This is a genomic window from Pseudoduganella sp. GW821-FHT11H04, from assembly GCF_058807935.1.
The window spans coordinates 579,541-604,706 of the sequence record NZ_JBXARE010000002.1 but is presented as its reverse complement, the minus strand read 5'-3'; the positions used below and the strand labels follow the sequence as shown (position 1 = coordinate 604,706).

28 protein-coding genes are annotated in these 25,166 nt (G+C 60.9%); 7 read left to right on the top strand and 21 right to left on the bottom strand.

Annotated features, from left to right (window positions below; genetic code table 11):
- Nucleotides 1-13: 13 nt before the first annotated feature.
- From AC1RTP_RS06550 to AC1RTP_RS06530, 5 genes are all read left to right on the top strand, one after another.
- Nucleotides 14-532 (top strand): gluconokinase, encoded by a 519-nt coding sequence (locus AC1RTP_RS06550; RefSeq protein WP_498605753.1) that lies wholly within the window; start codon nt 14-16, stop codon nt 530-532.
- 32 nt (nt 533-564) lie between these two features.
- Nucleotides 565-1,878 (top strand): MFS transporter, encoded by a 1,314-nt coding sequence (locus tag AC1RTP_RS06545; RefSeq protein WP_498605752.1) that lies wholly within the window; start codon nt 565-567, stop codon nt 1,876-1,878.
- Between the two features lie 23 nt (nt 1,879-1,901).
- Entirely contained in the window at nt 1,902-2,969 is a 1,068-nt protein-coding gene (locus AC1RTP_RS06540; protein WP_498605751.1) for a porin, read from the top strand.
- Nucleotides 2,970-3,060: 91 nt separating this feature from the next.
- Complete coding sequence (locus tag AC1RTP_RS06535; protein WP_498605750.1) at nt 3,061-3,585, top strand: DUF4124 domain-containing protein; 525 nt, start codon at nt 3,061-3,063, stop codon at nt 3,583-3,585.
- A 68-nt stretch (nt 3,586-3,653) separates the two neighbouring features.
- Nucleotides 3,654-3,947 (top strand): hypothetical protein, encoded by a 294-nt coding sequence (locus tag AC1RTP_RS06530; protein ID WP_498605749.1) that lies wholly within the window; start codon nt 3,654-3,656, stop codon nt 3,945-3,947.
- Here the strand turns inward: AC1RTP_RS06530 and AC1RTP_RS06525 are convergent.
- Together AC1RTP_RS06525 and AC1RTP_RS06520 are read right to left on the bottom strand one after the other, a co-directional pair.
- Entirely contained in the window at nt 3,944-4,225 is a 282-nt protein-coding gene (locus AC1RTP_RS06525) for an RnfH family protein (RefSeq protein ID WP_498605748.1), read from the bottom strand. The genes AC1RTP_RS06530 and AC1RTP_RS06525 overlap by 4 nt on opposite strands.
- Nucleotides 4,218-4,649, bottom strand: a complete 432-nt coding sequence (locus AC1RTP_RS06520) for a type II toxin-antitoxin system RatA family toxin (RefSeq protein WP_498605842.1) — start codon at nt 4,647-4,649, stop codon at nt 4,218-4,220. Before AC1RTP_RS06520 ends, AC1RTP_RS06525 begins: the two co-directional genes overlap by 8 nt.
- A 67-nt stretch (nt 4,650-4,716) precedes the next feature.
- Between AC1RTP_RS06520 and smpB the strand changes: the two genes are divergently transcribed.
- On the top strand, nt 4,717-5,166 hold the full coding sequence (gene smpB / locus AC1RTP_RS06515) for an SsrA-binding protein SmpB (RefSeq protein WP_498605747.1): 450 nt from the start codon (nt 4,717-4,719) through the stop codon (nt 5,164-5,166).
- Here the strand turns inward: smpB and AC1RTP_RS06510 are convergent.
- From AC1RTP_RS06510 to ppsA, 7 genes are all read right to left on the bottom strand, one after another.
- Nucleotides 5,163-6,008: an NAD-dependent protein deacetylase gene (locus AC1RTP_RS06510; protein ID WP_498605746.1), complete on the bottom strand. Its 846-nt coding sequence runs from the start codon at nt 6,006-6,008 to the stop codon at nt 5,163-5,165. The two genes, smpB and AC1RTP_RS06510, sit on opposite strands and share 4 nt — an antisense overlap.
- Nucleotides 5,986-6,234 carry a DUF1272 domain-containing protein gene (locus tag AC1RTP_RS06505; protein WP_498605745.1) on the bottom strand — a complete coding sequence of 83 codons (249 nt, stop codon included), beginning with the start codon at nt 6,232-6,234 and terminating at the stop codon, nt 5,986-5,988. The genes AC1RTP_RS06510 and AC1RTP_RS06505 overlap by 23 nt, the downstream gene beginning before the upstream one ends.
- Before the next feature lie 11 nt (nt 6,235-6,245).
- Nucleotides 6,246-7,316 carry a hypothetical protein gene (locus AC1RTP_RS06500; protein WP_498605744.1) on the bottom strand — a complete coding sequence of 357 codons (1,071 nt, stop codon included), beginning with the start codon at nt 7,314-7,316 and terminating at the stop codon, nt 6,246-6,248.
- Nucleotides 7,313-7,735 carry a DUF4259 domain-containing protein gene (locus tag AC1RTP_RS06495; protein WP_498605743.1) on the bottom strand — a complete coding sequence of 141 codons (423 nt, stop codon included), beginning with the start codon at nt 7,733-7,735 and terminating at the stop codon, nt 7,313-7,315. Before AC1RTP_RS06495 ends, AC1RTP_RS06500 begins: the two co-directional genes overlap by 4 nt.
- 168 nt (nt 7,736-7,903) lie before the next feature.
- Nucleotides 7,904-8,824 carry an SPFH domain-containing protein gene (locus AC1RTP_RS06490; RefSeq protein WP_498605742.1) on the bottom strand — a complete coding sequence of 307 codons (921 nt, stop codon included), beginning with the start codon at nt 8,822-8,824 and terminating at the stop codon, nt 7,904-7,906.
- A gap of 13 nt (nt 8,825-8,837) precedes the next feature.
- Nucleotides 8,838-9,257, bottom strand: coding sequence for an NfeD family protein (locus tag AC1RTP_RS06485; RefSeq protein WP_498605741.1), 420 nt, complete (start codon nt 9,255-9,257; stop codon nt 8,838-8,840).
- A gap of 75 nt (nt 9,258-9,332) precedes the next feature.
- The gene (gene ppsA / locus AC1RTP_RS06480) at nt 9,333-11,759 is read right to left on the bottom strand and encodes a phosphoenolpyruvate synthase (protein ID WP_498605740.1); all 2,427 of its coding nucleotides are present in this window, start codon (nt 11,757-11,759) and stop codon (nt 9,333-9,335) included.
- Nucleotides 11,760-11,913: 154 nt separating this feature from the next.
- Between ppsA and ppsR the strand changes: the two genes are divergently transcribed.
- Nucleotides 11,914-12,759, top strand: a complete 846-nt coding sequence (gene ppsR / locus AC1RTP_RS06475; protein ID WP_498605739.1) for a posphoenolpyruvate synthetase regulatory kinase/phosphorylase PpsR — start codon at nt 11,914-11,916, stop codon at nt 12,757-12,759.
- A gap of 3 nt (nt 12,760-12,762) precedes the next feature.
- Here ppsR and AC1RTP_RS06470 read toward each other — a convergent pair whose 3' ends face one another.
- The 12 genes from AC1RTP_RS06470 to AC1RTP_RS06415 form a co-directional block, all read right to left on the bottom strand.
- On the bottom strand, nt 12,763-13,962 hold the full coding sequence (locus AC1RTP_RS06470) for an EAL domain-containing response regulator (protein ID WP_498605738.1): 1,200 nt from the start codon (nt 13,960-13,962) through the stop codon (nt 12,763-12,765).
- A 28-nt stretch (nt 13,963-13,990) separates the two neighbouring features.
- Nucleotides 13,991-14,776, bottom strand: a complete 786-nt coding sequence (locus tag AC1RTP_RS06465) for a TrmH family RNA methyltransferase (RefSeq protein WP_498605737.1) — start codon at nt 14,774-14,776, stop codon at nt 13,991-13,993.
- Complete coding sequence (gene rnhB, locus AC1RTP_RS06460; protein WP_498605736.1) at nt 14,773-15,390, bottom strand: ribonuclease HII; 618 nt, start codon at nt 15,388-15,390, stop codon at nt 14,773-14,775. The genes AC1RTP_RS06465 and rnhB overlap by 4 nt, the downstream gene beginning before the upstream one ends.
- On the bottom strand, nt 15,387-16,541 hold the full coding sequence (gene lpxB / locus AC1RTP_RS06455; RefSeq protein ID WP_498605735.1) for a lipid-A-disaccharide synthase: 1,155 nt from the start codon (nt 16,539-16,541) through the stop codon (nt 15,387-15,389). Before lpxB ends, rnhB begins: the two co-directional genes overlap by 4 nt.
- Nucleotides 16,525-17,316 (bottom strand): acyl-ACP--UDP-N-acetylglucosamine O-acyltransferase, encoded by a 792-nt coding sequence (gene lpxA, locus AC1RTP_RS06450; RefSeq protein WP_498605734.1) that lies wholly within the window; start codon nt 17,314-17,316, stop codon nt 16,525-16,527. Before lpxA ends, lpxB begins: the two co-directional genes overlap by 17 nt.
- A 5-nt stretch (nt 17,317-17,321) precedes the next feature.
- Complete coding sequence (fabZ, locus tag AC1RTP_RS06445; protein ID WP_498605733.1) at nt 17,322-17,783, bottom strand: 3-hydroxyacyl-ACP dehydratase FabZ; 462 nt, start codon at nt 17,781-17,783, stop codon at nt 17,322-17,324.
- Nucleotides 17,780-18,835, bottom strand: coding sequence for a UDP-3-O-(3-hydroxymyristoyl)glucosamine N-acyltransferase (gene lpxD, locus AC1RTP_RS06440; protein WP_498605732.1), 1,056 nt, complete (start codon nt 18,833-18,835; stop codon nt 17,780-17,782). Before lpxD ends, fabZ begins: the two co-directional genes overlap by 4 nt.
- A gap of 20 nt (nt 18,836-18,855) precedes the next feature.
- The gene (locus AC1RTP_RS06435; RefSeq protein ID WP_498605841.1) at nt 18,856-19,311 is read right to left on the bottom strand and encodes an OmpH/Skp family outer membrane protein; all 456 of its coding nucleotides are present in this window, start codon (nt 19,309-19,311) and stop codon (nt 18,856-18,858) included.
- Between the two features lie 110 nt (nt 19,312-19,421).
- Complete coding sequence (bamA, locus tag AC1RTP_RS06430) at nt 19,422-21,755, bottom strand: outer membrane protein assembly factor BamA (protein WP_498605731.1); 2,334 nt, start codon at nt 21,753-21,755, stop codon at nt 19,422-19,424.
- A 17-nt stretch (nt 21,756-21,772) separates the two neighbouring features.
- Complete coding sequence (gene rseP / locus AC1RTP_RS06425; RefSeq protein ID WP_498605730.1) at nt 21,773-23,137, bottom strand: RIP metalloprotease RseP; 1,365 nt, start codon at nt 23,135-23,137, stop codon at nt 21,773-21,775.
- Nucleotides 23,138-23,143: 6 nt separating this feature from the next.
- A complete protein-coding gene (gene ispC / locus AC1RTP_RS06420) occupies nt 23,144-24,316 on the bottom strand; it encodes a 1-deoxy-D-xylulose-5-phosphate reductoisomerase (protein ID WP_498605729.1) in 1,173 nt (390 codons plus the stop codon).
- An 8-nt stretch (nt 24,317-24,324) separates the two neighbouring features.
- Nucleotides 24,325-25,161: a phosphatidate cytidylyltransferase gene (locus tag AC1RTP_RS06415; protein WP_498605728.1), complete on the bottom strand. Its 837-nt coding sequence runs from the start codon at nt 25,159-25,161 to the stop codon at nt 24,325-24,327.
- Nucleotides 25,162-25,166 lie beyond the last annotated feature (5 nt).

The following is a 25,166-nucleotide window of genomic DNA, read 5'->3' as shown; positions in this document are numbered from 1 at the left end:
TCAGTGGAGACAAATGAATAAAACAGCAAATACTCGTTGGGTGGTCATGGGCGTCAGCGGCGCGGGCAAGAGCGAAATCGGCTCCAGGCTGGCCGCCGCGCTGGGAGTGCCCTTTCTCGAAGGCGACAGCTTTCACCCGCCGGAAAACGTGGCCAAGATGTCGGCCGGGATCCCCCTCATCGACCAGGACCGCGCCGGCTGGCTGCAAGCCCTGCGCAATGAAATCAGCGCTGCGCGCGAACGCGGCGAAGGCCTGGTGCTTTCCTGCTCCTCCCTCAAGCGCCGCTACCGAGACCTGCTGCGCAGCGGCGATCCCGAACTGCGCTTCGCCCACCTGAACGGCGATCGCGCCCTGCTCGATCAACGCATGCGCACCCGCCCTGGGCACTACATGCCACCCTCGCTGCTGGATAGCCAGCTACGCGACCTTGAACCACTGCAAGCCGACGAAGCCGGCCTGCTCCTCGACCTGACTCACACACCGCAGCAGTTGGTAGACACCATCCTGCAATCACTCGAATGCCAGGACTAGCATTCGCACTACAATCAAAAAATGGAGACAGCATGAAGACATCCACGGTAACCAAGGTAGCGAAGCGCCGCTGGGGCATTGGCGCCCTGCTCGGCATTGGAGTCCTGATCAACTACATCGACCGCATCGGCCTGTCGGTCGCTGCGCCGCAAATCCAGGAGGCATTCAACCTCACGCCGGTTGATATGGGCCTGCTGTTCAGCGCCTTTGCCTGGTCTTACTCGCTGTTGCAAATCCCGGTCGGCATGGTGCTGGACCGATTCGGCCCGACCAAGGTTGGGCGCTGGGGTGCATTCCTGTGGGGCATTGCTTCCACTATCACTGCCTTCTCCAGCGGCTTTGCCGGCATCTTCGTGGCGCGTGTCCTGCTCGGTGTTGCCGAAGCGCCGGCCTTCCCCGTAAGTTCCAAGGCCACCGGATACTGGTTCCCGCGCAGTGAGCGTGGTACCGCTACCGCGATTTTCGATGCGGCCGCCAAGTTCTCGAACGTAATCGGCGTCCCGTTGGTTGCAGTCACCGTCGTGGCATTCGGCTGGCGCTGGGGCTTCGCCCTGACCGCCGTACTGAGCTTCAGCTATTTCTTCGCCTTCCTGCTGTTCTATCGCGACCCGAGCGCCGATACCAAACTGACAAAAGCCGAGCTCAACTACATTCAGCAAGGCGGTGCAGCGCCGGAAGGTCCTGCCGAAGGCGGCGCCGTCAATATGCTGGGCTACCTGCTCACCAAGTCCAAGGTGTGGGGCCTGACCATCGGCTTCGCTGCGTACGGCTACACCTTCTACCTGTTCCTGACGTGGCTGCCGGGCTACCTGGTGCAGACCATGCATATGAGTATCATCAAGTCCGCCGGTTTCGCCGCAATTCCATGGGCCGTCGCCACTGTGACCGACCTCTTCGTCGGTGGCTGGCTGATCGACCACCTGATCGCCAAAGGCAAGAACGAATCCACGGTACGCAAGAGCGTGCTGGTGATCGGCATGCTGTTCGGCCTCGCCGTGTTCGGCGCGACCCAAACCACCGACCCTGCGTGGGCCATCTTCTGGATTTCGATTGCCCTGGGCGGTCTGGCTTCCGCTGCGCCCGTGGGCTGGTCGCTGCCCTCGCTGATCGCTCCGAAAGGCGGCGCCGGCACCGTGGGCGGCATCATGAACTTCGCCAATAACCTGATGGGCGCAGCGGCACCTATCGTCACCGGCATGATCGTCGGCGCCACCAACTCATTCGCCAATGCCTTCATGGTCGCTGGTGTGATCCTGCTGGTTGGCATCGTGTCCTTCGTCTTCGTGCTCGGCAAGATCGAACCACTGCCTGACCCTGCGCCACGCGGCAATACCGTACCAGCCTAAACACAAAAACTCCCGGAGACGAAATGAACAAACGCATTACTGCGGTGGCTGCGCTCGCCCTTACGGCTTGCAGCGGCGCCGCCCTGGCACAAAGCAATGTCGCCTTTTACGGCGTGATGGACCTTGGTATTTCCCAGGACCGCGGCGGCGTCGCCGGCATTTCGACCCGCGTCACCAGCGGCATGGCGACCCAGAGCCGCTGGGGCTTCCGCGGCAGCGAAGACCTGGGCAGCGGCAATTCCGCCTTCTTCGTAATCGAAGGCGGCATTCATGCGGACGTGGGCAACTCGACGCAGAACAATACGCTGTTTGGCCGAACCAGCATTGTCGGCCTGCGCAACGCAAAGCTTGGCGCGATCTCGATTGGCCTGCAGGACACTCCGCTGTTCACCACCCTCAACACCGTGGTCGATCCGCTGCGCAATGGCATCGCACGCTCCAACAACCTGATGCCATCGACCGGCTTCCGCGCCAGCAACTCGGTACTGGTCCGCAGCGCAGAGTTCAACGGCTTCAGCGCCGACTTTATGTATGCGGCGGGCGAAGTGGCCGGTGACAGCAGCGCCAGCCGTTCGCTGGGCGGGTCCATCGGCTACAGCAAGGGGCCGCTGAATGTCCGCCTCGCCTACCATAACCGCGACAACGACACGGCAACGCTCAAGGGCACCAGCAGCGGCCGCAATTTCCTGCTGGGCGCCAATTATGACTTCGGCGTCGCCAAAACGTGGTTCGGCTATGGCGTGGACAAGGGCCTCAACAGCGCGCCGCTGAACAGCTCCGTCAACGCTTTCGGCGGCACGCCACCGACTCCGTCGACCGACAGCCGGGATCTGTTGCTGGGCGTGTCGGTTCCGTTCGGCCCGCATACGGTGGTTGCCACCGTCATCAACAAGGATGACCGCACTACCCTGAATCAAGACGCGCAACAGTACGCCCTGGCCTATATGTATGCCTTCTCCAAGCGCACGGACATTTACACCTCCTACGCCCGCATCCGCAACCATCACGGCGCTGGATACACCGAGGGAAACAGCGAAGAACCGGGGCTTGGCGACCGCCAATTCACAGTCGGGCTGCGCCACCGTTTCTAATCCGCCGCAGATTGGTGATTCCTGTAGGAAATATATTTGACAATGAGGGGATTTCGGGGTGAAATGTGCACTCTCACCAAGGAAATCCCCTATGAATCAACGAATTACCCGCCTGGCGCTGGCAACCGCGCTGATTGCCTGCACTTCCCTGGCCCAGGCGCAATGGATGTGGGTAAATGAAAAAGGCGTCAAGCAGCTGTCCGACCAGCCGCCACCACCAGGCACGCCTGCCAACAAGATCCTGAAAGCGCCACGCGGCGCAGGCATACCCGACCTGCGCAAAGAGGCGGCCGCAGCGCCTGTCGAAGGTGAAGAAGCACCAGCAGACGAAGCCAAAGCACCAAAACAACCGCCAACACTGGCCGAACGCAACGCCGACTTTAACAAACGCCAGAAGGAAGCTGCCGAAAAGGCCACCAAGGCTGCTGAAGACACCAAGCGCGAAACCGAACGTAAGAAGTACTGCTCGGAAGCCAAGAAGAATCAGAGCTTGCTGGAAAGCGGCGCCCGCATTTCCGATACCGATGCAAAAGGCGAGCGCACCTTCCTGACCGACGAGGCGCGCGCCAAGCAAATCAAGGATCAGAAGGAATCGATCGCCAGCAACTGCAAATAAGCGGGAACTCATTTGGCCGGGCATGGTCTAAGGGTGCGTGGAGAGGGAACAACGTACCGGAGGCGACCATGAACGGCAATGACCACGTACAACAGCAATTGCCAGACCACGAAGTGCGCATCACGCGGCTTGAAGAAGCCCTCAAATCCATTCAGCGCAGCTTGGAACGCATCGAGGGCGAATTCGTCGCTTTCCGCAAGGAGATGCGCGAAGACCAGCAGGCACTGCGTGAAAGCCTTGACCGTCAGATGGACACCCTACGTCAGGAATTCCACCGCGACCGCCGCTTCTCCGCAATGGTATTCCTCACGACCCAGCTTGCCGTGATCGGCGCCTTGCTGCGCCTGGCGGACGTTTTTTAAGCCTTTTTGGCCCGGCGTCGCCGGGCATCCTTAGGGTCTGCGATCAGGGGACGATAAATTTCGATGCGGTCGCGCGCGCGCAGCACGGTATCCAGCGTTTTCTTTTTGCCGTAAATCCCGACTGGCATGGTCACCAGGTTGATCTCCGGCGCATCCTGCAGGACGCCGCTGATTTCAATGGCCTGGCCGATGGTCGTGCCCTCGTCCACTTCCAGCGCGTACAGGATAGGCTGCGAAGCAGGTGCAAAGCACAGGGTGATCTTGATACGTTCAGCCATAGACCGTCTCGGCGCGCTTGCAGAAGGAATCGACCATGCTGTTGGCGATCATGCCAAACACCGAGCCGATTACCTGCTCCAGCAGCTTGCTGGAGAATTCATAGTGCAAGTCCAGTTCAACCTTGCAGGCATCTTCGCGCAAGGCCTTGAAAGTCCAGGTGCCGTCGAGGGTTTTGAAAGGCCCATCGACCAGCTTCATGCGGATTTCAGTGAACGGAGTATTCGAATTGGACGTGGTGAAATGCTGCTTCACACCATGGAAATTGATCCCAACGCTTGCCACAACATGATTCTCACCCCGTTCGCGGACATCAACTCCGCCACACCAGGGCAAAAATTTGGGATAATCCTCGACCTTTGCCACTAAATCAAACATTTGCTCGGCGCTGTATCCCAGGAATACCGACTTGTGCACTACTGCCATTGAGTAACCGTTTGCTATGATGTTGTCCAAAGAACCCGTAGTTTAACAAACCCACGCATTTTTACCCATGTCCATCGCCGATAATCGCAAAGCCTTCCACGACTACTTCATTGAAGACAAGTATGAAGCCGGGATCGCACTTGAAGGCTGGGAAGTGAAAGCGATCCGCGATGGGCGCGTTCAGATCAAGGAAGCTTACGTTACCATCCGCGATAACGAACTGTACCTGTTTGGCGCGCACATCAGCGCCCTGCCTACCGCTTCCACCCACATCCACCCGCAAGCCGTGCGCACGCGCAAGCTACTGCTGCACCGTGCCGAGATCGACAAGCTGGTCGGCAAGGTCGAGCGCTCTGGCTACACCCTGGTGCCGCTGAACCTGCACTTCAAAGGCGGCCGTATCAAATGCGAGATCGGCCTGGCCAAGGGCAAGAAGCAGCACGACAAGCGCGCTTCGGAGAAAGACCGCGACGCCAGCCGTGAAGTACAGCAAGCGATGAAGCAGAACCGCCGCTAATATTTCCCTTTAGCAAGCAAATCAACGAGCTGCGGCAGCACTTCCTGTGCAGGCAGCTCCAGTTTCAGGGAAATCAGGTCATCAGCACGGGTCTTGCCCGCGTTGATGGCCGCAATTGGCTTGCCGGCCGCCGCAGCCATGCGGCAGAAGCGGAAGCCGGAAAACACCATCAGCGAAGAGCCGACGACCAGCAGCGCGTCGGCTGCCTCCATTTCCGCCAGGGCTCGCGCCGTGCGCGCAGGCGGCACGTTATCGCCGAAGAAGACCACGTCGGGCATCAGGACGCCGCCACAGGCAGCGCAGGCAGGCGCGTGGAAATCTTCCAGCGCATCCGGCTCCACCGCAGCGTCGCCATCGGGCAGCGGCTGCGCCAGCACATTGGCCAGCTCCGGGTTATCGCGTTCCAATTGGGGTTGAAGGCTGGCGCGCGCGTAGCGGGCCTGGCATTCGAGACAGATCACATGGTGCAGGTTACCGTGCAATTCAATCAGGCGTTTGCTTCCGGCGCGCTGGTGCAGGCCGTCCACATTCTGAGTGATCACGGTATGCAGGTGGCCGGAGGATTCGAGGTCGACCATGGCTCGGTGGCCGGCGTTCGGCTCGGCCTGGGACATGGTGGACCAGCCCACCATGCTGCGCGCCCAGTAACGGCGGCGCACGGCTTCATTACGACGGAATTCGGGCCCCTGGATCGGGGTGCGGCCACGCCTTAAGCCGTCCTTATCGCGATAGCCTGGAATTCCCGAGGCGGTGCTCAGCCCAGCCCCGGTCAGCGCCAGGACATGGCGATGGCGGCCAAGGAAGTCCGCCAGTTCAGCTTCAATCGAGACCAGAGCATCCATTTGGCTTGAAGATTCGTTCGGTCGACGCCGGGTATTTATCCAGCTTCGAAGCGGCACGGGTTGGGCGCGGGGCGAAATCGCCGCCGCAATTCGGGCATTTGCCATGCAGTTTCTCGTCGACGCACTCGGCGCAGAATGTGCATTCGAAGGAACAGATCAAGGCATCTTGCGCACCGGGCGGCAAGTCCTTGTTACAGCATTCGCAGTTGGGACGCATTTGCAGCATTGAGAGGTTCCTCAGCGATAGTTTAAGGCATTCAGCAAGGTACTGGTGGTGTCGGCATCATCCAGCGCATCGTTCGAAGCGCGCGAGAAGGTGCGTTCGCGGATGCGGGTCAGGCGCTCCAGCAATTCCTCCTTCGGCAAACGCGATTGCACGATGGCTGCAGGATCGATGCCTTCGTAATCGCCGTTGCTGGACTCGAGTGCGTTCAGCTGGCGACGCACCTCGGCATCAGGCAAGGCGCCCTTGCCTGCTTGTGGAATCGGAGGCAGCGCAAGCTTCTCGCGCATCGGCGCAAGGAAAGCGCGGGCTTCTTTCGACAATGCGCGTGGGCTGAGCGACAGCACGGCCAGGCGGCCTTGCGGACCTCCGGCGCGCACCAGGAAGTTCACGGCGCGCGTGAAGACTTCCATGTCCGCGCTTTGCAGAAGCGGCGTGACAGCGCCCACGCTGTCAGGCGACCCAACCAGTTGCAGCACATCCAGCGCGGGCTTGACCAGTGCCGGGTCGCGCAGCTGGTCGGCCAAGCGACGTTCGCCAGCAAGGCCGAATTGACCGTACAGCAGCGCACGGACGCCGGTTTCATCGATCGAGCTGCCTTGTTGCGGCAGCGGCAGGCTGACGGATTTGCGCAGGAAGATGCGGTCGATCAGAGGCAGCAAGCGCGCATCGCGGCTCGCGGCTGCGGCGTGCATCAGGCGGAATGATTGCGGCCCATCGAGCAGCGCATCTGGATTGATCGCCAGCGCGGCCTGCGTGGCCAGCTGCTTATCGGTATCGGCGCCGTATGCAAGCAGGAAGCAAGCGGCATCCAGCAGCAATTGCTGGCTGGGTCGCTGCGAGCGAAGTTCGGCCGCCAGTTCGCGGCGCAGCAAAGGGATAGCGTCTTCGCGATAGTCGCCGAAATAACGCCAGGCGCTGTCAAGTTCACGACGCTGGGCACCTGCTGCGGCAGCGTTGGCAGCAGAAGGCATGGCGCGGATCTGGGCGATGCGGGCCGAGATGGCAGCATCAGTCGCGGCGTCGCTGGCAGCAGCCGACGCGAAAACGGCCGACAAGAGCGCACTCGCGATGACGCGCTTCATGCCGACAACCTGCGCTGCAGATCGGTTACAGAGGCTTGCCAATCAGCGAAGTGCTCACTGTCTTCCCACAGCTCACGCAATTCAGAGGCATCGGAGAGCACCAGAGCCAGCACGCGCGCCGCCTTATCCGCGATATCTGCACGAGGTTTGCTGAATTTAACTTGAACCTCCGCCACCCATTCATCGATGGCAGCAGAATCGTCATCCTTCACACCGCCCTTGCCTTGCAGGCGCGACCAGGTTTCCACGGCAGCCAGCGCCTCGGCGCCGAACGGAGCCTCCAGATACTCGGTAGTCTCCGCCTGCAACACGTTATTCAACGTGTCCTCGATAAAATAGAGGTCCCTTGATTCCTGCAAATCCTCCGCCCAATCCTGTGCGAAGTCATTGCCATACGGTCCAACAGCCCAGGTTCCCACAAGCGCCTCCTGTTCAATATAAGGCCGCATTGTACGCAATTACTGCCCAGCCCGTGTCACGCCTTGGGGTCACACCCCAAGTGTGACACGGACTCAACCGCACCAGCAGGCAGAGCTCGTGTCACTGTCGGGGTGTGACCCCAAGGTGTGACACGGGCTCGGGTGTAGTTACTTTTGGGTCTTGACGACTTGCAGGGCGGTGGCGATCAGGCTGCTCATGTCGCCGACGTTGGCGGGGACGATCAGGCTGTTGTTGGTCTTCGCCAGATTGCTGAAGGCGTCGACGTATTGTTCGGCGACTTTCAAGTTCATCGCGGTCTCGCCGCCTGGCTGCTGGATTGCGTTGCCGACCTGCGTCAGGGCGCCGGCTGTCGCTTCGGCAATCGCGAGGATGGCGGCGGCTTCACCTTGGGCGCGGTTGATGGCGGCTTGCTTGTCGCCTTCGGAGCGCGCAATCGCGGCTTCACGTTCGCCGGTGGCGATGTTGATCTGCTCTTGCTTGCGGCCTTCGGAGGCGGCGATCAGCGCGCGCTTGCCGCGCTCCGCGGTGATTTGGGCCTGCATGGCGTGCAGGATTTCCTGCGGCGGCGTCAGGTCCTTGATCTCGTAGCGCAGCACCTTCACGCCCCAGTTGGCGGCCGATTCGTCGATCGCATTCACAACCGTGGTGTTGATGTGGTCGCGCTCTTCGAACGTTTTATCCAGTTCCATGCGACCGATCACGGAACGCAAGGTGGTCTGCGCCAGCTGCGTGATCGCGGCCACGTAGTTGGTGGAGCCGTAGGATGCGCGCATGGCGTCGGTCACCTGGAAATACAGGATGCCGTCCACCTGCAGCTGCGTATTGTCCTTGGTGATGCAAACCTGCGAGGGCACGTCGAGCGGAATCTCTTTCAGCACGTGCTTGTAGGCGATGCGGTCGATGAAGGGCACCACAATATTCAGGCCGGGGCCTAGCGTCGCGTGGTATTTGCCAAGCCGTTCAACCACCCAGGCGTGCTGCTGCGGCACTACGTTGATGGTCTTGAATACAAACACCAGCGCTACGATGAACACTACCAGCGTGACGGTGCCAAAACTAATTTCCATTCCATTCTCCTTGTTATGCGCCGACGATCAGCCGGCTACCGCGAATTTCTCGAATCTTGTACATACCTGGCGCGGCGGCTTCACCCGGCGCCAGTTCCACGTCCCACATCGCACCGCGATACATCACGCGCGCTACACCGTCCTGCCAGGCTGGCACGTTGACGGACTGGCCGATATCCAGGTTGACGTCCGGGTTGGCGGAAGCAGGCCTCCGCTCGATCTTGCTGAAGCGGCTGCGGCGCAGCAGCACCGTAGCGATAGCCGCCACAATCGCCGCCACCAGCATCTGTCCCGGCATGTCGATGCGCAGCAGCGACGTCAGCGCACCTGCCCCCATGCCGATCGCAATCATCAGCAGATAGAACGTGCCGCTAAACAGTTCGGCGATCACCAGCACGCCCGCGCCAATCGCCCACAGCATCCAATCAGCCATCACAACCTCCAAAAGTAAAAAACCCCCGTCGCCGACACGGCCACGGGGGTTTCAGCAACGAGGCTTGTCGTTACTTTATTTTTGCATTTCTGCCAGCTTCTGCCAAGTGTCGATGACGGAGTCCGGGTTCAGGGACATGGTCTCGATACCCTGCTCCATCAGCCAGATGGCCAGGTCAGGATGGTCGGATGGTCCTTGGCCGCAGATGCCGATGTACTTGTTCAGCTTACGGCAGGCCGAGATGGCCATGGCCAGCAGCGCACGCACGGCAGGATCGCGTTCGTCGAAGTCGGCTGCCAGCAGCTCCATGCCGGAGTCACGGTCCAGACCCAGAGTCAGCTGGGTCAAGTCGTTGGAACCGATCGAGAAGCCGTCGAAGTGCTCGAGGAACTGCTCTGCCAGCACGGCGTTGGAAGGCACTTCGCACATCATGATGACGCGCAGGCCGTTTTCGCCGCGTTTCAGGCCGTTCTTGGCCAGCAGGCCAACAACCTTCTCCGCCTGGCCCAGGGTACGCACGAACGGCACCATGATTTCGACGTTGGTCAGGCCCATTTCTTCACGCACGCGCTTCATGGCGATGCATTCCATTTCGAATGCAGCGGCGAAATCCGCCGACAGGTAGCGCGCGGCGCCACGGAAGCCCAGCATCGGGTTTTCTTCGTCCGGCTCGTAGCGGGAACCGCCGATCAGCTTCTTGTACTCGTTCGACTTGAAGTCGGACATGCGCACGATCACCTTCTTCGGCCAGAAGGCCGCGGCGATGGTGGCAATACCTTCGGCCAGCTTGTCGATATAGAACTGCTTCGGCGAAGCGTGGCCGCGGGCAACCGATTCCACAGCCTTCTTCAGGTCTGCGTCGATGTTCGGGTATTCCAGGATCGCTTTCGGGTGCACACCAATATTGTTATTGATGATGAACTCGAGGCGAGCCAGTCCCACACCGTTGTTCGGTACGGACTGGAAGTCGAAGGCCAGTTGCGGGTTACCCACGTTCAGCATGATCTTGGTCTTCAGCGGTGGCAGTTCGCCGCGCTGGACTTCGGATACTTCGGTTTCCAGCAGGCCGTCGTAGATCTTGCCTTCATCGCCTTCGGCGCAGGACACGGTCACGAAGTTGCCATCTTTCAGCACGTCGGTTGCATCGCCGCAGCCAACAACTGCCGGCACGCCCAGTTCACGCGCGATGATCGCTGCGTGGCAGGTACGGCCGCCGCGGTTGGTGACGATGGCGGAAGCTCGCTTCATCACCGGTTCCCAGTTAGGGTCGGTCATGTCGGCTACCAGCACGTCGCCCGGCTGCACGCGTTCCATTTCGCTTGGGTCGCGGATCACGCGCACAGGGCCGGCGCCGATCTTCTGGCCAATTGCACGGCCGGAGGTCAGCACGGTGCCGGTCGACTTCAGCTTGAAGCGCTGCTGCGAGTCGGTGGCTTTCTGCTGCGATTTCACAGTTTCAGGACGGGCCTGCAGGATGTACAGCTTGCCGTCGCGGCCGTCTTTGCCCCACTCGATGTCCATTGGACGACCGTAGTGCTTCTCGATGATCATGGCGTACTTGGCCAGTTCGACGATTTCCGCATCAACCAGGGAGTAGCGGTTGCGCAGCTCGATCGGTACGTCCACGGTCTTCACGGAACGGCCAGCCTTCGCTTCGTTGGTGAATTCCATCTTGATCAGCTTGGAGCCGATATTGCGGCGGATCACGGCGGACTTGCCCTGCTCCAGCATTGGCTTGTGAACGTAGAATTCGTCCGGGTTCACGGCGCCCTGCACCACGGTTTCGCCCAGGCCGTAGGAGGAAGTGATGAAGACCACGTCCTTGAAGCCCGATTCGGTATCGATGGTGAACATCACGCCCGATGCGCCCGTATCGGAACGCACCATGCGCTGCACGCCGGCCGACAGCGCCACTTCAGCGTGGGTGAAGCCTTTGTGCACGCGATAGGAAATCGCGCGGTCGTTGTACAGGGATGCAAACACGTGCTTCATCGCTTCCAGCACGTTGTCGATGCCGACCACGTTCAGGAAGGATTCCTGCTGGCCTGCGAACGATGCGTCAGGCAGGTCTTCCGCGGTGGCGGAGGAGCGCACGGCGAAGGAAACTTCGGTGCTGGAGTCAGCAACCAGTTTGTCGTAGAAGGCGCGGATATCGGCTTCCAGGCGTGGCTGGAATGGGGTGTCGATGATCCATTGGCGGATTTCCGCACCCGATGCTGCCAGGGCGCGGACGTCGTCGACGTCCAGGTGTTCAAGGCGGTCAGCGATGCGCTTGGCCAGGGATGGGCCGCCATCAACGCTGTGCGACAGGAAATCGCGGAAGGCTTGGGCGGTGGTTGCGAAGCCGCCAGGCACGCGCACACCAGCACCTGCCAGTTGCGAGATCATCTCACCCAGCGACGCGTTCTTGCCGCCGACGGATTCAACATCCGTCATGCGCAAATTCTCGAACGAGGCAACATACTCCCCGCCGGACTGCTCCTTGTTTACTGCGTTAGTCATAAAGACACCTTTTTGATGATAGAAATCTTTGCGCAGGTGCGCGCGGCATCGTTCTTGTCATTCTTGGCGCCGTGCAGCACAATCTTACTGTTGGCAAGCATTTTACAGCCTGCCGAGCAAATTGACGATTCATCCATTTGAAAAGCTTTTTTTGATGCCACAAGATCAACGTTTATTGCCGGCGTCCAGCCGCACCGTCTTTTTTGTCTCTGACGGCACGGGCATCACCGCCGAAACCTTTGGCCACTCGGTGCTGACGCAATTCGACCTGCGCTTCCGCCAGATCCGTCTGCCGTTCATCGATACCTGCGACAAAGCTTATGATGCAGTGCGCAAAATCAATGAGATCGGGGCCGAAGATGGCGCAAAACCAATTGTCTTTTCGACATTGGTCAAAGCCGAACTGTCGGACGTGATCCAACGCGCCAACGCCATGCACATGGACTTGATCCAGACCTTTGTGGCGCCGCTGGAACAGGAATTGGGCGTCAAATCGACCCACACCATTGGCCGTTCACACAATGTGGTCGATAGCGAGGAATACAAGAATCGCATCGAGGCGATCAACTTCTCGCTGGCGCACGATGATGGTCAATCCAACAAGAACCTGTCCTCGGCGGACGTGATACTGGTCGGCGTCTCCCGTTCGGGCAAGACCCCTACTTCGCTGTACCTGGCGATGCAGTACGGTGTAAAAGCGGCCAACTACCCGCTGATTCCAGACGACTTCGAGCGCGGCAAGCTGCCTTCGGCCTTGTATGCCTACAAATCCAAGATCTTCGGTCTGAGTATCGAGCCGCAGCGCCTGTCGGAAATCCGCAACGAGCGCCGCGCTGGCTCCAAGTACGCTTCGCTGGAAAACTGCCGCTATGAAGTGAACGAGGCGGAAGCCATGATGCGCCGTGAAGGCATCCGCTGGCTGTCGTCCACCACTAAGTCGATCGAAGAGATTTCGACCACCATCCTGCAGGAAATCAAACCGAATCGCTCGGTCTACTGATTTTCAGAAGAAGTGCTTCCAGTCGTCCAGCCAGCCGGGGATATCCTCGACTGGCATGGGATTGGCGATGTAGAAGCCTTGGGCGTAGGCGCAGCCCAGTCCTTGCAGGAAATCCCAATCTTTCCTCGTTTCCACGCCAACGGCGCAGGCGCGCCGCGACAGGCTGCTTGCCAGTCCCAGATACGATTTCAGTACGGTGCTGATAGCGCGCTTACGCGAGGCGCCATCCACAAAGCTGCGGTCTATTTTCAATTCGGAGAACGGTATCGCTGCCAGAAGCTGCAGGTTGGAGCGCCCGGTACCATAGTCATCGATCGCCAGGCCGAAACCCATCATGCGCAGGCGCAGCAGCCTTTCCAGGAAATGCGGGTTGGTGGTCAGCACCGACGCCTCGGTGATTTCAAAGGTCAGGTAATCGGCCAGGATGCGATGCCGCTCGAGGCAGGCCGTCATCTGCGCCACGAATTGAGGGTGGGCCAGCGTGCCAGGGTCCACATTGACCGAGAACGAAATCGGGATGCCCTTATCGTGCAGGCTGCGGCAAGCTGCCACCGACTTTTCGATCATGCACCAGTCGAGGAAGTCGACGCGGCGCACCCTTTCCAGCACGGGCACAAAGGCGGACGGCCCCAGCACGCCGAATTGCGGGTGGCGCCAGCGGGCAAACATCTCCAGCCCTTTCACGGCGCCGGTCTCCAGCTCGATCTTTGGTTGGAAATAAGGGTCGAATTCGCGCCCTTGCAGGCCGCGCCCTACTTCGGCGAAGGTGAATTCAGGGTGCTGCGCCTCCGGTTCCGCTTCGTCGGAGGGTTCGATATAGTTTTCAATCAGCTCCTGCAGCTTCGCCGAGCTGATTGGCTTGGTGGAGCTGCCCAGGATGTCGATGCCATAGGCTTCGGCCATGGTCTCGACCGAGAACAACACGTCGGCGCTTTGCGATGCGAGGATGATGATGCCGGCGCGGCAATGGAACTGGGCCAGGCGGCGTATGACTTCCAGACCGTCCATGCCGGGCAGCGCCAAGTCCATCAGTGCGATATTCGCGGGGGGATTGAGGCCGGTTTCCAGCAGGCGCAAGGCGCTCAAGCCATCCGAGGCGATGGAAATGTGTTGTGCACCGAGATGACGCAACATGCCTGCCAGTTGCTCGCGCTGGACAGGCTCCCCTTCGGCGACCAGGAAATGCAAACTTGCGATTTCCATAACACCTATTCCCATCTGAGTATTCTTATTAACCCAGATTCTGCCTTACTTGCTCGAAAAAGCATACCGCCGCGCAGGCTGCGACGTTCAGGGATTCGACCTTGCCCAAGTGCGGCACGATGACGCGGTGGGTGGCGCCGTTCAGGAGTGTGTCGGAAACGCCCTGCCCTTCGTGGCCGAAAATCCACGCGACCGGACGTTTCAGGTCCAGCTGGTAGAGCTGTTCTGCGGCATAACCGCTGGTGGCCAGGGTGGCGATTTGCGCGACTTGAACCAGTTGCGGCAAATCGACGTTCTCGTAGATATCCAGCACAAAGTGGGCGCCCATGGCAGCGCGCAGCACTTTCGGCGACCAGCAGAACGCGGTGCCGGGGGCGCAATACACTTCCTTCACGCCCGCAGCGGCAGCGCTGCGCAGGATGGAGCCGACGTTGCCCGGGTCCTGCACATTGTCCAGCAGGACGGCGTTGACGGAGAGCGCGCGCGGCACTTCCTTTTCCGGGGTCGCGATTAGGAACATCAGGCCGACGCCGTGTTCGACCTGGCTGACCGCGTGGTACAGCTGGCCGGTCAGACACAGCACGTGGGCGTGATCCGCTTCCAGGCGGGCGATGATGGCTGCCACTTCCGGGTTTTGCAGCGCGCCTTCGGCCACAATGGCTTGTTCGGGATGGCCTCGCAGCTCAAGCCAGGTTTCGCACAGGTGCACACCATCCAGCAGGCTGCGGCCTGCCTTGCGGCGCGCCTGCGAATTGGTGGCGAGCTTCGAGAGCTCTTTGTATTGCGCGTTGTCGCGCGAAGTAATGTGCTTCATAAGTCGCGCTCCAGGACGGCGCGTACCGGCGCAAAGCTGCGGCGATGCACCGGCGACGCGCCATGCTCGCGCAGGCGCTCCAGGTGCAGCGCGGTGCCATAGCCCTTGTGCTGGTCGAACCCATACTGAGGATATTTCTTGTGCAGCTTGACCAGGGCCGCGTCGCGCGCGGTCTTGGCCAGGATGGAGGCGGCCGAAATAGACTCGATCTTGTCGTCGCCTTCGACGATGGCGATGCTTTGAATGCGCATGACCGGGCACTTATTACCGTCGATCAGTGCCAGGGTCGGCGCAGTCGATAGCGCGTACACAGCGCGCTTCATCGCCAGCAGGCTGGCCTGCAGGATATTCAGGCGGTCGATTTCCTCTTCCGAAGCCTTGGCCACGGCCCAGGCAATCGCATGTTCGCGGATCAGTGGCGCCAGCTCGTCGCGCTTCGCTTCGTTCAGCTTCTTGGAATCGCGCAGGCCGGCGATCGGACGCTCGCGGTCCAGGATCACGGCGGCGGCAAACACAGGCCCGGCCAGCGGACCGCGCCCGGCCTCATCGACGCCGCAAATGATCTCATCGAGTGAATATGGAAGGTCGTCAAACAACCCGGATTGCTGGCTCATTTGTTGATCACCTTTAGGACTGCCGCCGCACCCTCCTGGGCGCTGTTGCGTAGCAGGCTGTAATGCATGTCGGTGAAGCGTTGCACCAGCTGCAGGCGGTGCGAGGCGTCACTCAATTGTTTCCACATGGCGTCGGCCAGCGTCTCGGCTGTCGCGGCGTGCTGGATCAGCTCCGGCACCAGCGTTTCGCGCGCCAGGATGTTCGGCAGGCCGATCCACGGCTGGTAGGCCATGTGCTTCATGATATGGTACGACGCGGCCATGATCTTGTAGGCGATGACCATCGGCTTTTTGAACAGCGCCACTTCCAGCGACGCGGTGCCCGATGCGACCAGCACGGCGTCGGCGGCGCAAATCGCGGTGTGCGACTGGCCGTCTAGTACCATCAGTTCGACATCCTGCAGCCCGGCTTGCGCCACCAGCTCGTGGAAGTATTTGCGCTGTTTTTCGCCGGCCATCGGGACCACGAACTTCAGCGAACGGTCGCGCTGCAGCAGCAGTTTGCAGGCGCCGATGAAGGCGACGGTGTTGTACTTCAATTCGCCCATGCGGCTGCCCGGCATGACGGTGACGACGTTGGCGTCTTCCGCCAGGCCTAATTGGCGGCGCGCGGCTGCTTCGTCGGGCTGGATCGGGATCACTTCGGCCAACGGGTGGCCGACATAAGTCACGGGCACGCCGGCCGCCTTGTAGATCTCCTCCTCGAACGGGAAGATCACCAGCATATGCGACACGGACTTGATGATTTTCTTGATGCGGCCGCCGCGCCAGGCCCAGATTTGCGGGCCGATGTAGTGCACGGTAGGAATACCGGCATCGCGCAGCTGGGCTTCAAGCCCCAGGTTGAAGCCCGGGTAGTCGGCGCCGATAAAGCAGTCCGGCTTTTCGGCCAGGAGCTGGTCGCGCAGGGTGTTCTGGATGCCTTTCAGCTCGCGGTAGCGCGGAATGACTTCGAACAGGCCGCGTACTGTCAGCTTGTCCATCGGCCACTGCGATTCAAAGCCATGTTCCATCATGGCCGGACCGCCGATGCCGTGGAAGCGCGCTTCGGGCAGGTGTGGACGCAGGCCGCCCAGGAGACGGCCTGCCAGCAGGTCGCCGGACGGTTCGCCGGCGACTACTGCAATCGATACGTCAGCGGACGATGCCACGGGTGGTCGTATCGAGGAATTCGCGCATGTAGCGCGCTGCTGCGGCGCAGTCTTCCGGCACTTCGGCTTCGGCGGCGATCATCGCTGCCTTGGCTTCATCCAGCGTCAGGCCGGAACGGTACAGGATCTTGTACGCGTTGCGGATGGCGTTGATCTGCTCGCGGGTAAAGCCGCGGCGTTTCAGGCCTTCGATGTTGACGCCGTGGGCAGCTGCCGGGTTGCCGTTCAACAGCACGTAAGGCGGCACGTCCTGGGTCAGGCTGGTGCTCATGCCGACAAAGGCGTGGGCGCCGATCTTGCAGAACTGGTGCACGTTGGCGAAGCCGGACATGATCACCCAGTCGCCGATCTCCACGTGGCCCGCCATCTGGGCGTTGTTGGAGAAGATGGTGTTGTTGCCGACGATACAGTCGTGCGCCAGGTGGACGTAGGCCGAGATCCAGTTGTTGTTGCCAAGCTTGGTCACGCCCTTGTCCTGCACCGTGCCGAGGTTGAAGGTGCAGAACTCGCGGATGGTGTTGTCGTCGCCGATTTCCAGACGGGTCGGCTCGCCGTTCCATTTCTTGTCCTGCGGCGCAGCGCCGATGGACGAGAACTGGAAGAACTTGTTGTTCTTGCCGATGGTGGTATGGCCCTCGATCACCACGTGCGGGCCCACCACGGTATTTTCGCCAATCACCACGTTCGGGCCAACGATCGTGTATGGGCCGATCTCGACACCCGCAGCCAGTTCGGCCTTGGGATCGACGATCGCGCTTGGGTGGATGGTCGCCATGCTTTTTACTCCACAGAGCGGATGGTGCACATCAGCTCAGCTTCCAGCGCTACCTGGCCGTCGACCGAGCCAACCGCCTTGTATTTCCAGATGCCGCGCGCATTGCGCACGATTTCCACATCCATCTTCAGCTGGTCGCCAGGACCTACCGGGCGCTTGAAGCGCGCATTGTCGATACCAACGAAGTAGACCACCGAATTCTCGTCCGGCTTCAGGCCAATGGACTTGAACGACAGCAGGGCCGCAGCCTGCGCCATCGCTTCGATCATCAGCACGCCAGGCATGACTGGCTTGTGCGGGAAGTGGCCGTTGAAGAATTCTTCGTTAGCGGTCACGTTCTTGATGGCGGTGAGGCATTTGTTTTCCTCGTAGCTGAGAACACGGTCAACCAGCAGCATCGGGTAGCGATGCGGCAGGTAGGACTTGATCTCGCAGATTTCCATCGTCTTGTTTTCGGTAGTAGTCATGATTCTTCGTTTTCGCTTTTAGTTTTAATGGTCTTTTCCAGCGTGCGCAGTTTCTCGCGCATCGTCGGCAGATTGCGGACGATCACGGCCGACTTCTCCCAGTCGCTGTGCTTGGCAATCGGGTAGGAGCCCGAATACTGTCCCGGTTCGGAAATCGAGCGCGATACCAGGGCGCCGCCGGAGATATTCACCTTGTCGCCGATATTGATGTGGCCCACGACCATTGCCGCGCCGCCGAAGGTGCAGTACTTGCCGATCTTGGTGCTGCCTGCGATCCCGACGCAGGCGGCCATGGCGGTGTGCGCGCCGATATGGATGTTGTGGGCGATCTGGATCAGGTTGTCCAGCTTGACGCCGTCTTCGATGACGGTATCGGCCAGCGCGCCGCGGTCCACGCAGGTGTTGGAGCCGATATCGACGTCGTCGCCCATCACCACGCGGCCCACTTGCGGAATGCGCACATAGACGCCGCCGTCGTTGGCGAAGCCGAAACCGTCGGTTCCGATCACGGCGCCCGAGTGGATGATGCCGCGCTTGCCGATCACGCACTTGGCGTGGAAGGTCACGTTGGCAAAGAAGTGGGTGCCTTCGCCGATTTCCGCCTCGCGGCCGATATAGCAGCCGGCGTCGATCACGACGCCGGGGCCGATCACGGCGCCCGCTTCAACCACTGCTTTCGGTCCAATGTGGGCGCTAGGGTCCACCTTGGCCGCAGGGTCGACCCAGGCCGTCGGGTGCACGCCGGCCGGACGCACATAGGCAGTCTGCGCCTCGAACATCTGGGCGGCACGGGCAAAGTACACGTAAGGGTTCTTGACGACGATGCGGGCGCCTTTGTAGGTTTCCGCCACGAAGGCATCGTCATTGGCGTGGACAATCAGGGCCGCCGCCTGGCTTTGCCCCGCCTGTTCGCGGAATTTGGTGTTACTGAGGAAGCTGATCTGCGAAGCGCCTGCATCGGTCAACGGCGCGATGCCCGTAACATGAAGTTCCGGGTCTCCCACCAGTTGACCGCCCAGACGTTCGACCAGTTCACCTAGTCGAAGGCCCATCTTTAGTCCAATCTAGTCTGTTATTTGTCCAGCGCTTCCAGCACCTTGGCGGTGATGTCGATGCGCGGGCTGGCCCACACGGCGTCCTGCAGGACGATGTCGTAGCCTTCTGTGGTTGCAAGCTGTTTGATAATCTTCGTCGCCTTCTCGGCGATCGCGGCACGCTCTTCGTTCGTGCGCTGGTTCAGGTCTTCGCGGAACTCGCGCTGGCGGCGCTGGAAGTTCAGGTCGGCCTCGTAGGCTTCGCGCTGCAATTTGCTGCGCTCAGGCTCCGGCTTGGAGGCGCCGTCCTTTTCCCACTTTTCAGCGGCGGCCTTGGAACGCATGGCCAGCTCCTGCAAAGCCTTTTCACGGCTGGAGAATTCTTCGCGCAGCTTGTTGTCTGCGGCTTTCGCCAATTTCGACTCGTTGTAGATGCGCTCAGCGCTCAGCCAGGCAATCCGGGAGGACTGCGCTTGCGCCGGCGCCGCGGCCATGATGCCCAGCGCCATAACGGCTGCGATTTTGCTCAGCGTAGCGGTGGCAGTCTTCAACTTGATTCTCCGTCCAAATAAGTTGCTTTGTTGCACTTTTGGTGCAATATGCATCAGAAACCAGTGCCCATCTGGAACTGGAAGCGTTCCAGGCGGTCGCCCAGCTTCGGATTCAGGGGCTTAGCATAACTCAACTTCAGCGGGCCGACCGGGGAAATCCAGCTCAGGCCCAGACCGGTCGAGTAGCGCAGCTCCGACAGGCGCATCTTCTGCTTTTCAGCATACACCTGGCCGCCGTCGAGGAAGGCGAACCAGCGCAGCGAGCGGTCCTGGCCCTGGCCCGGGAATGGCATCTGCAGTTCCGCATTGCCGATCAGGCGCTCGGCGCCGCCCAGGGAGTCGCCGTAACGTGGGTCGACTGCGCCCAGCGAGGAGCTGGTGTAGCCGCGCACGGAACCGATACCGCCGGCGTAGAAGTTCTTGAAGATCGGGTAAGGCTTGCCGCCAAAACCGCGGCCATAGTCAAACTCACCCTTCAGCGCCAGCGTAATCTTGTTGGTCAGCGGCTTATACCACTGGGTCTCGTACACGCCGCGCCAGTATTTGGAACGGCCGATGCCGTCGAATTCGAGGTTGATACGCTGCATGAAGCCGATGGTCGGGGTCATGGCGGAGTCGCGGCTGTCGCGCGCCCAGGCTGCGGTGAGCGGCACGGCGTAGGCGTTGACGGAGCCGATACCGGTGGACGGGCCGCCCAGGTCCTTCACATATTGCTTGAAGTAGGTCGGCGAAGTCTCGTCGGTGGTGATGTTCGACTTTTCCAGGCCGATGCCGAAGAACACGGTGTCCTGCTCGGAGAACGGCACACCGAAGTTGATACGGCCGCCGGTCTGCTTGATGGTGTACAAGCCGGTGTTCACTGCAGGCGGGCGGAAGGTACGCAGGTAGACTTCATAGCTGCGCGACACGCCGTCTTCGGTGAAGTACGGATTGGTATGCGAGAAAGCGATGGTACGGCTGTACTTCGAGGTATTCAGCTCCAGGCCCACGGTATTGCCCGAGCCGGCGAAGTTGGCCTGCTGGATCGCGGCGTTGAAGGTGAACTTTTCGGCCTGCGAGAACGCGCCGCCGATCTGGAAGTTGCCGGTTGGGCGTTCGACCACGGACAGGTTGATGTCCACCTGGTCCGAGGTGCCCTGCGCTTCCGGCGTATCGACCGTCACTTCCTTGAAGTAGCCGGTGCGGTCCACGCGGTCACGCGACGCCTTGATCTTGTTGGCGTCGTACCAGCTCGATTCGAACTGGCGGAACTCGCGGCGGATCACTTCGTCGCGGGTAGTGGTATTACCCTGGACGTTGATGTGGCGCACATAGGCGCGCTTGCCCGGATCGATGAAGAAGGTGAAAGCGACTTCACGCTTGGCCTGGTCGATTTCCGGGTTGGCATTCACGTTGGCGAAGGCGAAGCCGAAAGTGCCGAGGCGGTCAGTAATCAGTTTGTTCGTGTAGGTCAGGGCCTTGCCGGAATACAGCTCGCCCTTCTTCAACAGCACCAGCTGTCGTAGTTCATCCTCGCGGCCGAACATTTCGCCTTCAAACTTGATGTCCGAGACCTTGTATTTCTCGCCTTCGGTAACATTGATGGTGATGTAGATATCCTTCTTGTCCGGGGTGATCGACACCTGGGTGGAATCCACATTCATCTCGATATAACCATGGTCCAGATACCAGGACTTGATGGTCTCGATATCGCCATTCAGCTTGGTCTTGGAATACTGGTCGGCCTTGGTGTACCAGCTGAACCAGCCGCCGGTATTCAGGGCCATCTGCTCTTTCAGCTCCTTGTCGCTGAAAGCCTTGTTCCCAACAATGTTGATCTGCTTGATGCGCGCAACGTCGCCTTCATCGACTTCGAAGTCAATGTTGACGCGGTTGCGATCGAGCGGGGTCACGGTGGTGGTGATCTTCACACCGTACAGGCCGCGCGACAGGTACTGGCGCTTCAATTCCTGCTCGGCGCGGTCGACCGACGCCTTGTCGAAGGTCTTGGCTTCGCCGACGCCGATATCCTTCAGCGCCTTGACCAGCATGTCCTTTTCGAATTCGTGGGTGCCCTTGAAGTCCACCTTGGAGATGGCCGGGCGTTCTTCCACGATCACAACCAGCACATTGCCGTCGCGCTCGAGTTTTACGTCTTTGAAGATGCCGGTGGCGTACAGGGCCTTGATGGTGGCCACGCTCTTGTCGTCACTGAAGGTTTCGCCCACGCGCACTGGCAGGTAGCTGAACACGGTACCGGCTTCGGTACGCTGGATGCCTTCGACGCGGATATCCTTGACGACGAACGACTCGGCAGCGATTGCGCTGCCGGAGCAGATGGCCAGGACGGCTGCGCCTACCAGGGTGCGGCGGAATTGAGGGGCGATACGATCAGTGTGTAATTTCATCGGCAAATCGAAAAAAATTAAAGCAGCCGGACCAGGTCATTAAATAAGGCCAGCGCCATTAAAGACACCAGCAAACCAAGCCCAATACGCTGCGCCATTTCGCCAAAGCGCTCGGAAACGGGGCGCCCGGTCAAAACTTCCAGCGAATAATACAGCAAATGCCCCCCATCCAGAACAGGAATTGGCAGTAAATTCATTAGCCCAAGGCTCACACTTATGAAGGCGACGAAGGCAATAAATGGCTCGGCGCCCATTTTGGCGGTTTCCCCGGCATATTGGGCAATGGTCAGGACGCCGGTAATATTCTTCGGCGAGACTTCCAGCATAATCATGCGGCCCAATACCTTGACGGTCATCGAGCAAGTATCGATTACCTTACGTACCGCCTTATCGATAGCGTCCAGTGGGCCGTATTGCACCACCATCGTATCAAGGGCGCCCACCAGTTCGGCCTTGATCTTACCGACTGTTACAAGCCCTTTGCTGTTTGCAGCCTTGTCTTCCACCGCGTCCGGCACCAGGTCCAGCAGCTGCCGGCGGCCGTCGCGCTGCACGGTGATGGCCAGCTTGCGGCCAGGTGAGCGCTGGATTTCGGCGACAAAGGCGCGCACGTCGCTGATTGGATGGCCGTCGACGGCGACAACCAGGTCGCCTTTTTGCAAACCGGAACGGCGGGCGGCGCCGCCCTCCTCCATATTCCCGATCACCGGCGGTGGACGCATCAGGTCCAGGCCAAGGACTGCCGGCACGTCGTCTTCCAGGCTGACTTTAGCCGACGCTTCGGCCGGAATGGCGACGCGCAGCTCGCCATAGCCAGGGCGATCGAGCACCAGGTCCAGTCCCTTGCGGTGAATTGCAGTCTGGATGATGGCCCAGCGCAGCTCAGACCAGCCCTGCACCGCGTCGCCATTGACAGACTTGACCAGGTCGCCGCGCTTCAGGCCCGCTGTAGCAGCGGCCGTGGCAGGCGCCGGGTCGGCGATACGGGCGGTAGGCTCGCGCACGCCGCTCATGTACAGGCCTGCGTAGAGGGCGATGGCGAGCAGGAAGTTGGCCAGCGGGCCGGCGGCCACGATGGCAATGCGTTTCCAGACGTTCTGGCGGGTGAATTCGCGCTTGAGGTCTTCCGGCGTAGCGCCGCTCAAGTCGCCCTCGCGGGCATCCAGCATTTTGACGTAGCCGCCCAGCGGGATGGCGGAGATCGCCCATTCCGTCTGGTCCGGGCCGATCTTGCGCATCCAGACGATACGGCCCATGCCAACCGAGAAGCGCAGGACTTTGACGTTGCACCAGCGCGCCACCAGGTAGTGCCCCAGCTCGTGGATCACGATCAGGGTACCCAGGCAGACAATCGTGGCGAGAATGGTGCGCAGGGTATCCATTGCCGCTTATCCCGCGATAATGCGTTCCGCAGCGGCCCGCGCCAGCGCATCCTGCGCCATCACGGCCTCGATGCTGCTGGCAGCACCGTGCGGCAGTTCGTCCATCACTTGCGCGATCACGCGGTCGATGCGGCGGAAGCCGATGCGTTCGTCGAGGAAGGCTTGCACCGCCACTTCGTTGGCCGCGTTCAGCAGGGCTGGCGCCGTACCGCCGGCGCGCAGGGCTGCAAAGGCCAGCGCCAGGCAAGGGAAGCGTTCGAAATCGGGCTTTTCAAATTGCAGGGTACCGACCTGGGTCAGGTCCAGCTGGGCCACGCCGGAGGCGACGCGCTCCGGGTAAGCCAGGGCGTGCGCGATCGGCGTGCGCATGTCCGGGTTCCCCAATTCTGCCAGTACTGAACCGTCGTTGTACGACACCATGGAGTGGATCACCGATTGCGGATGGATCACCACGTCGATCTGTTCGGCTGGGGCGCCGAACAGCCAGTGGGCCTCGATCACTTCCAGGCCCTTGTTCATCATGGTCGCGGAATCGACCGAAATCTTGCGGCCCATGACCCATTTCGGATGCTTGCAGGCTTCGTCCGGGGTCACGTTTTCCAGGGTTGCCACGTCGCGCTTGAGGAACGGGCCGCCGGAAGCGGTCAGCAGAATCTTGGTCACGCCAGCGGCGGCGGGCACGCGGCCGTAGCCAGCCGGCAGGCACTGGAAGATGGCGTTGTGTTCGGAGTCGATCGGCAGCAGCACGGCGCCACTTTCAGCCACGGCGTCCATGAACAGCTGGCCGGACATGACCAGCGCTTCCTTATTGGCCAGCATGACTTTTTTGCCGGCGCGGGCGGCGGCCAGCGTTGGCGCCAGGCCCGCCGCGCCGACGATGGCAGCCATGACGGCGTCGGTTTCGGCGTCGGACGAAACGCTGCACAGCGCGGCCTCGCCCCACTCCACGTTCGTCTTGCAGCCGGCGGCGCGCAGCAAGGCGCCCAGCTGGTCGGCGGCAGCGGCGCTGCCCACCACGGCGCGCGCCGGACGGAACTGGATGCACTGGGCGGCCAGTTCTTCGACCCGGCTATGGGCGGTCAGCGCGTAGACGGAATAACGGTCCGGATGGCGCGCAATGACGTCCAGCGTGGAAACGCCAATGGAACCGGTGGCGCCGAGGATGGTAATGCGTTGCATGGAATTCCTTAGAACAGCCTTGGGGTGATCAACGCGGCGATGGGCAGCACAGGCACCAGCGCGTCGATCCGGTCAAGCACGCCGCCATGACCCGGCAGCAGGTTGCTGCTGTCCTTCATGCCGGCGCGGCGCTTGAGCATGGATTCAAACAGGTCGCCGACGATGGAGGCGGCGACGATCAGCACCAGCACGGCCAGCATGATGCCCCAGCCCATGCGCTCGGCCAGGCGCACCGCGAAGGTTTCCTGCAGGAGCGGCACGGACGGCGCCAGCAGCACGGTGACGGCGGCCAGCACCAGCACGGAAATCATGCCGCCCACCGCGCCTTCCCAGGATTTGCCCGGCGAGATGGTCGGCGCCAGCTTATGCTTGCCGAAAGCCTTGCCCGAGAAATAGGCGAAGATGTCGGCCGCCCACACCACAGCCATCACCGACAGCAGGTAGACCGGACCGCGCGCAAACAGCAGCAGCATGGCGACGAAGCACGACACCAGGGTCGCCGCATACACCATGCTCAGCATTGTATTGCCGGCGCCCTCCGGCGCAGGCAAGCCGAGTTTCAGAGAAGGCGTGAAACGGATCAGCCAGATGGCGGCGCCAATCGCCAGCCAGAACTTCGCTTGCTCGAGGCCATTGGTGAAGATGAAGGTGTAGGCGAAAGCCGCCGTCCAGGCACCGGCCACGACGAGCGCGGCGCGGTTCTTGAACAGGCGGAAGGCTTCCCACACGGCGGCGGCGAAGAACACGGCCACCACCACCTGCACCGCCGGCAGGTAGCCGGAGAACAGGACGGGCAACAGTACCGCCAGCAGCAGGACGGCGGTAATCACGCGGGTTTTCAGCATCGTTG